The sequence below is a fragment of the Candidatus Borrelia undatumii genome, from assembly GCF_020882015.2.
Classification (GTDB): Bacteria; Spirochaetota; Spirochaetia; order Borreliales; family Borreliaceae; genus Borrelia.
Genome location: NZ_CP086555.2, coordinates 79,341 through 92,168 on the forward strand (window position 1 = coordinate 79,341; position 12,828 = coordinate 92,168).

General features: G+C 35.4%; 12 protein-coding genes. All 12 read right to left on the bottom strand.

Annotation, left to right across the window (positions count from 1 at the left end):
• Positions 1-11: 11 nt before the first annotated feature.
• Positions 12-965 (bottom strand): tetratricopeptide repeat protein, encoded by a 954-nt coding sequence (locus LKV13_RS00430; RefSeq protein ID WP_229089649.1) that lies wholly within the window; start codon positions 963-965, stop codon positions 12-14.
• Positions 966-1,024: 59 nt separating this feature from the next.
• Entirely contained in the window at positions 1,025-1,456 is a 432-nt protein-coding gene (locus tag LKV13_RS00435) for a V-type ATP synthase subunit K (protein WP_229088571.1), read from the bottom strand.
• A gap of 10 nt (positions 1,457-1,466) precedes the next feature.
• Positions 1,467-3,293, bottom strand: a complete 1,827-nt coding sequence (locus LKV13_RS00440) for a V-type ATP synthase subunit I (protein ID WP_229089650.1) — start codon at positions 3,291-3,293, stop codon at positions 1,467-1,469.
• A gap of 16 nt (positions 3,294-3,309) precedes the next feature.
• Positions 3,310-3,906 (bottom strand): V-type ATP synthase subunit D, encoded by a 597-nt coding sequence (locus LKV13_RS00445; protein ID WP_229088572.1) that lies wholly within the window; start codon positions 3,904-3,906, stop codon positions 3,310-3,312.
• Between the two features lie 4 nt (positions 3,907-3,910).
• Positions 3,911-5,209, bottom strand: coding sequence for a V-type ATP synthase subunit B (locus tag LKV13_RS00450; RefSeq protein ID WP_229088574.1), 1,299 nt, complete (start codon positions 5,207-5,209; stop codon positions 3,911-3,913).
• Positions 5,190-6,950 (bottom strand): V-type ATP synthase subunit A, encoded by a 1,761-nt coding sequence (locus tag LKV13_RS00455; protein WP_229088576.1) that lies wholly within the window; start codon positions 6,948-6,950, stop codon positions 5,190-5,192. Before LKV13_RS00455 ends, LKV13_RS00450 begins: the two co-directional genes overlap by 20 nt.
• Positions 6,951-6,963: 13 nt before the next feature.
• On the bottom strand, positions 6,964-7,509 hold the full coding sequence (locus LKV13_RS00460; protein WP_229088577.1) for a DUF2764 family protein: 546 nt from the start codon (positions 7,507-7,509) through the stop codon (positions 6,964-6,966).
• A 10-nt stretch (positions 7,510-7,519) separates the two neighbouring features.
• On the bottom strand, positions 7,520-8,116 hold the full coding sequence (locus LKV13_RS00465) for a V-type ATP synthase subunit E (protein WP_229088579.1): 597 nt from the start codon (positions 8,114-8,116) through the stop codon (positions 7,520-7,522).
• Positions 8,117-8,339: 223 nt separating this feature from the next.
• A complete protein-coding gene (locus LKV13_RS00470) occupies positions 8,340-8,732 on the bottom strand; it encodes a hypothetical protein (protein ID WP_229088581.1) in 393 nt (130 codons plus the stop codon).
• Positions 8,733-11,072: an endonuclease MutS2 gene (locus LKV13_RS00475; protein ID WP_229088582.1), complete on the bottom strand. Its 2,340-nt coding sequence runs from the start codon at positions 11,070-11,072 to the stop codon at positions 8,733-8,735.
• Positions 11,062-11,985, bottom strand: a complete 924-nt coding sequence (gene rsgA, locus LKV13_RS00480; RefSeq protein WP_229088583.1) for a ribosome small subunit-dependent GTPase A — start codon at positions 11,983-11,985, stop codon at positions 11,062-11,064. Before rsgA ends, LKV13_RS00475 begins: the two co-directional genes overlap by 11 nt.
• Entirely contained in the window at positions 11,982-12,740 is a 759-nt protein-coding gene (murI, locus tag LKV13_RS00485) for a glutamate racemase (RefSeq protein ID WP_229088584.1), read from the bottom strand. Before murI ends, rsgA begins: the two co-directional genes overlap by 4 nt.
• Positions 12,741-12,828: the final 88 nt, after the last annotated feature.

Genomic DNA, 12,828 nt, shown 5'->3' on the forward strand with positions numbered 1-12,828 from the left:
ACTTTTATTAACTAAAATTTCTTGATCCAATGCCTTGATTTTAAAACATAAGGCGATGATTTAGGAGCAAGATCAACAATCAATTTCCAAGTATCTATAGCTCTAAATTTGTTTTTATGATTATCATACATATAAGTAGCATGCGCAATTCTATATACCACTTCCCAAAAATCCGCAGACTCAAAGCTAGCTCTAATATCCCTGTATTCATTTATTTTGTGAACGAAAGATCTTAAATTTTTAAACTTATAAAGAGGCTCATAATAACTAACATACTCATCCATTCTAGTCAAAATACCAACAGCAGCTACAAGTCCATGAGTAATTGCAAGCTCATAAGCACCCATCTTTAAATAAACTTTCGATAATAACTGATGCACATCGACAACATTATAATTTTTAAACCTATAAAGATTAAAAGTAAAATCAAGACCAGAAGTCCCTCTTACATGTTTTAAATAAGAGTCCAAATAAAACCCTATATTAAATTTACCGCCAGGCAAAATTTCACGTTTCTGCATAACATAATGATACTTATAGTAATCATCATCATTTGAAAATCTTTCCAAAATCTCATTTAAATAATCAATCATGTCTACATAATTAGACTCAAATTCAGCTAATTTAGCCAAAGAAAAGAGTATACTCTTTTCAAAAGATTTATCCAACAAATAATCTCTGTCTTCCAATGCCTTTTGAAGATGCAACTTTTCAAGAACAAAATTACCAGTCCTCCCGTAAACCACTGACAAATAATAATTAGCCTCAGGATATATTCCCTTTCTAAGCAAAGCCTCCTGCAAATAACTAATGGCAACAGTAAGGTTAGACTGAATAAACTCTTCTTTGGAGTAAATAAGCTGCCTTCCTTTTTCAAGTAGGATCCAGTACGGCAGTTCTCCACCTACCGACGCACTCAAATTTAAAATCAAAACAAAAACCAAGAAAGGCAAAAAACTCCTCATCACACCCACAAACACATTAAACTTTCTTATAAATCAAGAAAAATTTAATATTTAATTTCTCAAAATTTAAATATCATTAAAAATACCATTACAAAAAGGGCAACAGACTCTATTAGCCCTAAAACCAAAAGATTTGTCGCAAATCCCTTTCCAGTCTCTGCAAAAGCATCACAAGCCCCAGCAGCAGCCTTCCCCTGTGCAAAAGCGGAAATGGAAATAGCAAGTCCACCTCCAAAACCCGCACCAAATGATAACCAAGGATTTACTTGTGACATCACACCCGCTAAAGTATCCATCAATATATACCCATATATTATTTGAGTCAAAGGCGCTGAAACAAAAACAATTAACAAAAATGGAGCTGGCTTGCCCTGCATATAGCACCTCTTCCATGCCCCAATAGCAGCACTTCCCGCAGCTCCCATACCCAGAGCCGAACCCACCGCAGCTATTGTTAAGGCTGAATTCACTCCTATTAAACCTATATCCATATGTATCTCCTTATTTATTTTTTACTTTTCTAAAGGGCTTATAAGAATATCCATTCCATTCTTGACCCAAATGGTTTGAAAATTCAAGCATATTAAGTCTTACCCCATGAACAACAACGGACAACAAAGATAAAACTATATTTAAAATATGCCCAAACAGCATTACAATAATGCCACCTATTATAAGACCAATATTAGATGATTTTAATAAAGATGCAGACATGCTATTAAAACTATCAGAAATTGCAAGCCCAGCAAGCCCAACAGCAAAAAGCCTAATGTAGGATATTATGTCTGCAAATCCCGCTACAGTAGCCAAAAATTGTTCTATTACCCCCCCAAAGCTCCTTAACATACAAATAAAAAAGTTCGAACCATCTTGCTTCCCAAAAATAAATACAAGGGCAACTCCAACACATATCATATTTAAAACACCACTCCCCATAGGAAAGCTATCTTCGCCAAGTATCAAATTGAGAACCAAATAATAAAGCCCAAAAATCCCAACAAGCCAACCAATTTGTGAAATTGCATGTATATGAGGTCTTTCTTTTATCTGTCGAATAAAATTCCATATATGAGCCATCGATATCTGTAAAAGACCTATTGTAAAACATATAAACATAATATTCTGCATACCACTTTTGCCTGTCAAATACTCAAGTCGAAAAGACTTCAAGACAGGAAATAATTCAAGAACAAAAGGATCACTACCAAACCAAGTACCAGTCATCGACCCATAAATAATCGATGATGTACTCAGATAAAATATCAAAGCATGTACGGATGTTAAAGGCTTTTTCTTTACAACATTACGTAAACTTAACACAATTCCTACTAACAAAAACAGCACACCATAGGCAGCATCACCAACTATCATCCCAAAAAATACAAAGAAAAATAACATAAAAATAAAACTAACATCTCTCTCTTTATACCCAGGAATCGTATCTAAAACATCAAAAATAGGTTTAGCGAGCCTAGCCAGCCCTTTCCTTTTAACATAAGTAGGTACAATATCTCCATCTGGATCTGCAAATAGCACCTCAAATTTATCCCCAGCCACATTTTTAAGCTCCTCTTGTTTATCTTCCGGAATAAACCCCGTAATATATACAAAGTCATCCCCCTCCACCCTCATGTCAGCTATAACCTGCTCAAATTCAACAACCTGACTATATTCCCTTATCTCATCTCCCAAAACATCCTTATATTTATTAAAAAGAGACAATTGAGTTAATTTTTGTTCCAAAATTTCATCAATAATCTTTAACTTATTCTCAACCAGGGTAAGATCAAGATCAAATTTATATTCCTCTGCAGTCTCTATTGTTTGCACAGAATCATTAATGGCTACAAAATAAGCAGTGCCTTTTACACTATTAATAAGGGCAACCTTAACCTCAGAGGACAACAATAACTTCCTATACTCACTAATCTGAGTTTTAAAAAATTGTGCATAAACACCTCTATCCCTCAACTCATTTACCAAATCAAGAGAAAAATGACCCCAAGGGGACACCATGTTCTTCTTATGTAATAATCCCTGTCTCGTATCCTTAAGATCCTTAATCTCAGTGCCCAAATTAACTATATTTTTTGCAACATCCAAAAAATTCTCACTTGAAGATTTCAAAGTTTTTACCTCGTAATCATCCTCAAGCAAAGATAAAGCCTGAACCAAAATCCCCCTGGTTTCAATAACTTCTTCCAAAGGCTTTGAAATTTTGTTATAAAAATCAACATGAACAACTCCCACCTCTCTTAACGCTTCAACAGCCTCTCTTTTATATCTCAACAAGGTTAAAAGCAAAACCCTTTTCATTCTTACAATCATAAAATCATCCCCATCCCTATCTACCATCAACAAAACTAGCCTTAGCCATCTTCCCTCTTACAACAGCTGCCGTTTGCTGGTCTCCAAGATAAACATTAATCTTCTTTATATTAATTTTAGTAACAGGTATCATAACCTTCTCAAATAAATTTACCCTCTGGGAAGTAGTGTTAAACTCTGCCTCTAACAAACTAACCTGCTCACCTAAAGTCTCAAGCTCTGCATCTATCTGAATCACACTCTTAATAACTTCTATTCCCCTATCTACCCAATAAGGAGTCAACAAAAGGTCATGTCTAACATCTTCATACTCGATAGCACTAAAAACAGGAATAGCAATACCCGCAATATTTGCTGAACCCCTAACTACTCTCTTAATCTGAATCCAATCTTGAAAAGGAAATCCTTCCCCAAACAAAGAAACCCAAGAACCAATACTCTCCCTTATCCTATCCTTTTCAAGCTCCATCTCCCGCCTTAAAGCCTTGACCTTCCTAATTTCCAAATGAAGCTGTTGCTTCTTAAGCTGCAATGTGGGCAAGTACCTATTAAACATCTTAAGACTATCCCTTTGCCTTTTAAGCTCATTTTTGGTTAACTTAACTTTGGCCATTCTATTACCCTTTTTTGGGCCAATACTTTTCTACAAGCTCTGTCTTAATTCCAGTTTCCTTCGGTTCAAAACAACTAGAAAGTATCTCCCACCCCAAATCCAAAGCTTCCTCTAAAGGGATATTAACAGACAAATCCATCAGTCTGCTCTCAAACATATCGCTATACTTAAGTAGCTTTTCATCCCACTCCGTCATATTAAATCCCATAGCTTTTTTCTCTATAGACTCCCTTGAAGACGCATAAAGCTTAATCATTGAATCCATGATTATTCTATGATCATCTCTTGTTTTCCCATTGACCATCTGTTTAAGTCTTGAAAGAGACCCAAAAGGTTCAATCCTTCCCCCCCTCAAATAATACTGCCCCTCGGTAATATAGCCCGTATTATCAGGCACCGGATGGGTAACATCATCTCCAGGCATAGTGGTAACTGCAAGCACAGTAATAGACCCAGCTCCCTCAAAATCAATGGCCTTCTCGTATCGAGATGCAAGCTGTGAGTACAAATCACCAGGATAACCTCTATTAGAAGGTACCTGTTCCATAGTAATAGCAATTTCTTTCATAGCGTCAGCAAAATTAGTCATATCAGTCAATAGTACTAAAACCTTTTTCCCCTGAAGGGCGAATCTCTCAGCAACAGCAAGAGAAATATCAGGAACCGTTAAAGATTCAACGACAGAATCATTGGCCATATGAACAAAAAATATGGTTCTACCCAAAGCACCTCCCTTTTCAAGAGAATCTTTAAAAGTTAGATAATCATCATTTTTAAGTCCCATCCCTCCAAGAACAATCAAATCAACTTCTGCCTGAAGAGCTATTCTTAAAAGCAACTCATTATAAGGCTCCCCAGAAACAGAAAATATCGGCAACTTCTGTGACTCAACAAGAGTATTAAACACATCTATCATTGGAAGACCCGTTCGTATCATATTCCTTGGGATAATTCGCTTCGCAGGATTGGCAGAGGGCCCTCCAATTTCAATTAAATTATCTTCAAGACTAGGTCCTCCATCTTTTGGATTCCCAGCTCCATCAAAAACCCTGCCAAGTAAATTCTCAGAAAATGCAACCCTCATTGGATGACCTAAAAACTTAATCTGATCCGAAGTCGAAACGCCCCTTGTCCCATTGTAGACCTGAAGAGAAACCTTATCCCTATCCAACTTAATAACCTCTGCTAAAGAACTCATATCCCTCGCTTTCACAATGGCAAGCTCCCCATACTTAACATCACGTGCCGTGACAGTTATCACATTCCCTACAATAGATTCTATCTTACTGTATATCCTCTTCATTTCCGATACCTCTAAAACTTAATTTCCTAGAATTTATTAAATCCTTTAAAGCAAGCTCTAATCTATTAAACTTTTCGTCTTTAAAAGGGACAAGATTCATATCTAAAATATTCTGCCTTAACTCATTAATAAAATTCCTCGCCTCCAACTTATTTTCAAATTTAAAATTTGATTTCAAAATATGATAAATTATATCGAACATATGATTTTGACGATCAGGACCCACCGCTGCATCAACACTATCAAAAGAATTTTGCTGCAAGTAGCAAGCATCCAAAAGTTCCGCCTTCAAATAAACCAAAAAATCATCATTACTTGTTCCCTCTTCACCGACCACCTTCATCATCTGATTCACCTCATTTCCTCTTGATAAAAAGGCTCTTGCATATTCTGTCTTCCCCGCATCAACAACTCCCCCATATTTACTCCAAGACTCAAGAGGACTGATAGCTGGAAATTTTCTAGCATCCGATCTCTCTCTTGTAAGACCATGAAATGCCCCCACAACCTTCAAAGTTGCCTGAGTCACAGGCTCTTCAAAATTACCCCCAGCAGGACTCACAGACCCACCCACAGTCACAGAACCAACGCTACCGTCCCTTAAAACAACAATCCCTGCTCTCTCGTAAAACGATGCAATAACAGATTCAAGATAAGCGGGAAACGCCTCCTCGCCTGGAATCTCTTCAAGACGACCAGACATCTCTCTCATGGCCTGAGCCCACCTTGAAGTCGAATCGGCCAATAAAAGAACATCAAGCCCCATCTGTCTATAATACTCACCAATAGTAATGGCCGTATAAACCGAGGCCTCTCTGGCAGCAACTGGCATAGAGGATGTGTTGCAAATAATACATGTTCTCTCCATTAATGACTTGCCTGTCCTTGGATCTGTAAGCTCAGGAAACTCCTTAAGAGTCTCCACAACTTCCCCCGCCCTCTCTCCGCAGGCAGCAATAATTACAACGTCAACATCAGCATTACGACTTGTGACCTGCTGAAGAACTGTCTTTCCAGCACCAAAAGGCCCAGGAATACAAAATGTACCCCCCTTAGCAACTGGGAAAAATGTATCTATTATCCTTGTTTGAGTAACCATTGGCTCACTAGGAATAATCTTCTCCTTATAGTTTGTAATAGGAATTTTAACGGGCCAATGAAATGACATAGTTATAACATTCCTATCCCCAACATCGTTTTCAATAACCGCGATTTTGTCGTCTATGGTGTAACTGCCCTCACCAACAATCTCAACAATAGCGTAGGAATCCCTTCTATCAAATGGAACCATTATCTGATGATTAACCGTACCCTCAACAACAAATCCAAGATAATCCCCCGCAGTAACAGTGTCCCCAACTCTTGCAGTTGCTTTGAAATTCCATTTTTTTTTCTTATCAAGAGCCCTTAAATACAAACCTCTTTCTAAAAAAAATCCACATTGCGCAGCGAGCTCAGGCAAAGGATTCTGAAGCCCATCGTAAACCTGAGTTAAAAGCCCAGGACCAAGCTCAACTGTTAAAAGATTATTTGTAAACTCAATACCATCTCCAACAGAAATTCCCCTAGTAATCTCAAAAACCTGAGCATCAGCTTCTCCATCCCTAATACGAATTATCTCTGCCTTCAAACTCTTCCCAACACTCTTAACAAAAACAACCTCATTCATGGCAACAGTACCAACAACCTCAATAGTAATCAAATTCCCATTCACACCTACTACTTTTCCTTTAGTTTCCATCAAAATTCCTCTTCTAAAACTTTTTATTCATATCCATGCTTAATTTTTGACAAATGTCTACAAAATTCCTCTCGCCTACTTTTTCTACAAAAAGACTTCTCCTTGAGACTAACATTAATTTCAAAAAATAAACCACTAATTTTTCAAAATTAAACTCATTCCCCACCTCAAGATCTGTTAAGAATTGCCATTTCAACAGATCAAGCCCCAATTCCACCTCAAAAGGGTTCTCCTTAAGACAAACAACTTTCAAAACGCCTAAAAAATAGTTTGAAAAGTAAGAGGATTCCAAATAAACATCTCTTGGAAAACCCAACCGCTCGGCTCTAATATAAGCCAACGCGTACTTCATTTGTTCTTCAAAATCAAGAAAACAATCAATAACCCCCAAACTTCCTCTTAAAACACCTGTCTCCGTTAAGTTTTTTAAAAAAATGAAATCTTCTTGATCTAGAGCAATCTCAACGTTCTTAAAAAAATCCGACACGCTCCACACCTTCCCACTCCTTATATCAAGATAAGGTAATGTCGATATCACATAATAATACGGACTCAGCATACACCCTTTCCTAAACCACTTTAATCAATTCTTTAAACCTTGGATTTAAATACTCAAAAAGAATGTCAGAAATAGTTTCTGATGTGAAATCATAATGAAGGCTACTACCCCTTTGCTGTATTTTAAATCCCTTACCTACTCCTCTAAAAGGCCTAATCTGGATACCTTCCTTAAGTTTTTCGCCTATTTCCGATCTTAAAAGAGACAACAAATCAGAAAGATCAGACTCATTAATCATAACATCTATCCCATCACCCCCACTCCATCCATCCACAACCTTAACAATAAGCTTGCCCAAAAAACTATTATCACACTGCCTAGAAACAGAATCCCTTAATGCAGCATCAAAAAGAGACTTGATGCCTTTCTCAGTACCAATAATCAAATCCCTGACCGCCTGACGAGATGCCTCAAGAGCATGCCTCCTATAATCACTAATCTCCCTTTCCGCCCTTATCCTCAACTCCCTAGCATCACTCTCAGCCTTCAAGATAATAGCCTCCGATTCCTTCTTCGCCTTACCCACAATCTCACCAGCCAGCCTATCAGCTTCCTCAAACCCATCCTTCTTAATCCTACCTATTAAATCTTTAACTTCAAATTGCACGAGCACTCCTCACGTAAACACAAAATAATTCAAAACATTCAATAAACAAAAAATAGAGAAATTAACATCAATAAATTTCAATAGTAAAATACTATTACTAATACTTAAAATATTCAAGCTATCTAACGCATATTAAGTATATGCCAAAATTAAATTTTTAAAATAAATACGGTTTTAATTGTTTTGATTCCTTTTAAACTCAACCGTTAATAAATTAAAAAAATTAATTACTAAAAAAATCTCCAACAATTTTGTACACATTAACATCATGCACTATGAAAAGTTTTTTCCCCGGAAATTTTTCTCTCAACTTCTCTCCAAAGATTTTAACGCCCTTCTCTGTCACTTTTCTACTAAACTCCATATCAACTACGTCAAGAGTTATTATCTCAATTATGATCAAATAGCCCCTTCCATAGCTGGAACCATACCCAGAAGTAAAAGACGTAGTCACACGAAAAAGCCCATCTAAAGTGCCATTAGCTGCTTTTCCCCTAGAAGGTCTGCTTGGATGCACCTCATAAACACCACCAAACTCATCTTCAAGAACAGAATCAACATCAAGACATATGTTAAACAGTATATTCTCAAGCTCTTCAAACCTAGATATGCCCATTTAAATCTCTACTATTGTCTTCCCAGCTCCTCCATCATTAGGATGAGAAAAATAATACCTCTTAACAAACTTTAAGCCCTTCAAAAATTCATGAACGCCAGCCATAAGAAGACCCTCCCCTTTGCCATGAATTATTTCAAATTTACCAATATTACTTAACAACATGTTATCTATTTTTTTACTCAAAAAATCTATAGCCTCAACTACTCTCATTCCTCTAATATCAATAGTAATCCCCAATAAATTATCATCTTGATTATGAAAAGAAAAGCTAAAGTCTCTTTTTGAAGTACCACTAACTTCTTTTTTGATTAATATTTTTTCTAAATTGGAAGACAAAACGGTAATATTGAAGGCACCCGTATTTACAATAAATCCTTTTTTGGTGACACCCACTATTTCTCCTAAAACACTTGGATTGAATACCCGAACTTTATCGCCCACTTTAAATTGAGCATCACTAGCAAGTTCTTTAGCAAGAAGTTCAACTTTGGAGGTCTTATTCGATATTCTATCTGAAACATTACAGATAAACTCTTTATTCTTATTCAGATCAACCCTTCCTTCTTTTATTTCTCTAACCAAATTTTCTAAAGTTCTCCTTGAATAATTTAAAAACTCCTTCTGTTCAGTTATAAGTTTTTCTTCTATGTTTTTTTCCTTAAGAATAATTTTTTCCTGTAAGTTATTAATTTCTATCTCTTTAAGCTCAATAAGCTTAAGCTTATTTTTCAATTCTTCTTCAAGCGTATATATTTCCTTCTCTCTTTCAATCAGCCTTTCAAGTATTCTATTCACTTCTGTCTTGCCAGATGAGTAAATCTCTTGTGCTCTCAGTATGATGTCAGAATGAATGGAAGAATTGCTTGCCACACTGAAAGCAAAACTTTCCCCTGGAAGAGAAAATACCAAATTATAATTAGGTTCCATTCTTTCTAAATTCATCTGCATAGATGCATTAATAATGCCTTCATTAGTGTAGGCAAAATACTTAAGGGCATTATAATGGGTAGATACAATTACATGACAGTTAATTTTGATTAAATATTCAAGGATAGCTATAGCTAATGCCTGCCCTTGCTCAATATCTGTCCCAGAACAAAACTCATCAAACACTAAAAGACTATTTATTGTTGCTTTCCTTAAAATACAAGAAATATTACTCATATGACTTGAAAAAGTTGAAAGCGAATTTTCAATTGATTGATCATCTCCAATATCAATGAAAATATTATCGAAAATCTTAAAAGTACTAGACTCATCAACCGGAACAGGTACTCCAAATTGAAACATAGCGCTCAATAGGGCAACGGTTTTCAAAGTTGCCGTCTTTCCACCAGCATTAGGTCCCGTAATAACCACAACTTTGCTCTCTGAGGGACAAAAACTTATCTCTTTCGCGTTCCGTATTAAAGGATGACGAGCGTTTAATATGTTAAGCCCAGCTCCAACATTGGGGAATACTCCTCGGGTCTTAATCCCATAAATTGCCCTAGCTTTAAGAGAGTCATAATACAAAAATTTATTATAAAGCTCTTTCAAAATAACAATTTGTTTACGAATTTCATCTGAAAGCTCATGAAGTATTCTCAAAGTTACACGATTCTTTTCTAATCTTAAAAATCCTAATCTACTATTCTCGTTGCCTATTTCATTTGGTTCAACATAAAATGTTTCACCAGAGGATGAAACAGATATCACATTCCCCCTAATTTTATTTTTAAAACTAGATTTAAGTGCAACAGTGTACTTATCTGATTTATAACAAACAAGAGTCGACGTTAAATATTCTGAATTTAACCCTATTATTTTCTTCATCTGCTTTTCAATTTTTTTATCTAAATTTTTAATCTCAAAATCAATCTCATCATAATCTTTATCAACTCCCCTCTTTATCTTAAGTTCATCAGTATCAATATATCCAGATAAAACTTCTAGCAACTGCTTAAGGCTTGATTCTAGAAACAATAAATCTTTCAAACTTTTAATTTCATCTTTAGCTTTAAATTCATTTCTATCTAGGAAAAAATTTATTCTTAAAACTTCTTGAAGGAAAAAAATAACATTGCTAATTTCTTCAATAGAGACTCTTGAATTTTCCTTAAGAAGCAACTCAATAGAATCGCTTATACTTTCTAGATAAGAATTTGGATATTCATCGTAAACTTCAACGAAATTTCTAATCAATTTAACAAAAAAACATAGTTTATTAAGCTCTTCCTCATTTTTCAGCATTTTCTGGCTGTTTAAAAGATTAACGGTGTCTGAAATAACCACGTAGGAGGAAACTGAGGATAGTATTTGATAAAAATTAATTTTTTCCAAATATTTACCTTGCATAGCTTTTATATCTCCTAAGCTCATCTAAAATTTTTAAGTAGCTTTTATATCTAGCTTCTGAAACTTTCAGTCCAATTTGGCTCATTACAAAGCAATTTGGCTCATTTGTATGCAGGCAAGAACTAAACCGACATAAATCATTTAAATCCCTAAACTCTTTAAAAAAATGCTTAAGTTTTAAGTAGTCCAGGGTTTCAATCCCAAACTCTTTAATACCCGGAGTATCCATTACCACTCCACCCTCTGAATGGAAAGCCACAGCATAAACCGTAGTATGCTTTCCTCTCGCATATTTATGAGATATTTCCTTTACAGTCTGTGCCGCATTTAAATCAACCAAATTTATAAGTGAAGACTTCCCCACTCCAGATTGTCCAATAAAAGAAGTCCTTGAGTTTTTAACAATTGATCTTAACTCTTCAATGCCCTGTAAAGTAATGGCGGAAGTTTGAACAACCCTATAGCCTAAATCTTCATAAATTCTAATCAAAGCTTCAACTCTACTAGTTAAACCCTGGTCAACTTTATTCAGCAAAATAATCGGAGTAATCCCTTGATCCTCAGCAACTATTAATATCCTGTCAATAAATGAATTTTTTATCTCAGGGAGGCTTGCAGAACTAACAATTAAAACGTTATCAACGTTTGAGACAATAACTTGTCTAAGATCAGCCTTTCCGTTATAACGCCAAAAAATATTCCTACGTTCCAATCTTTCCCTAATGTAGACCCTACATTCATCATAAATATCTCCTATCACAAAATCCCCAGGAACCAAAGGGCTGTATTCTTTATTTTGAATATTTAAAATCTTACCCTTAATAACACCTTCATAAATCAAATTGGCGCCAGCTTCAATGATAGAATAAATATTATTAACACCCCAAAGCACTTCAAATGTGAGATCATTCAATAAATTATCCCTTTAAATTTAAGCCCATATTTTTCACAAAAATCCTTATAAAAATACAAATTTTCATCTTTTGTTAAGTAAAATGAATTCGTAAAACCACCAATACTGCCATTCTTTACAGCCCTAGCGAGCTCATCTGCCACAAATGCACGGTTTTCATAGACAGGAATTCCTAAAAAATTTTCAATTATATCCTTGATATGCAAATAATGAGTACAACCCAAAAAAACTACATCTCGTTTGCTAGCTTCAACCTCTAATTTTAAGGATTCTAAACATCTAAATGCATCCTCCCTAAACTTATCCCCATACTCTACAAAATTTATAAGCTCTCTAGCAGACTTTAAAACCAAATCGCCATGTAGCCCTTTTTCATTCTGAACAAATTCGCTATTAATAGTAGTATCGGTTGCTATTAGAATAACCTTTTTAGATGCCAGTTTTCTTATTGAACTAATTGAAGGCAAGGTATATATTATGGGAAAATTACACTCCAACTCACCATATGTAATAACAGACGCTGTATTGCACGCAAAAACCAATGAAGAAATATTACAAATTTTTTTCACTTTAAAAATCAGTTCTAAAATCTCCTTTAAAAGAAACTCTTTATTTTTCTCCCCGTAAGGAAAATTCTTATTATCCGCAATATAAAGATAGCTGCCTCCTCCAAAACGCCTATTTATATAATCAAAATAAGAGAGCCCACCAACCCCTGAATCAAAAATCACTACCACATCTTTTAAACTGTTCATAGCCTCATTCAAATTTCAGTATGGATACTTTATTTCTTTAAACAACTTCAACAGCATTTGAAGCACTACACACTACCACATGCTAAAA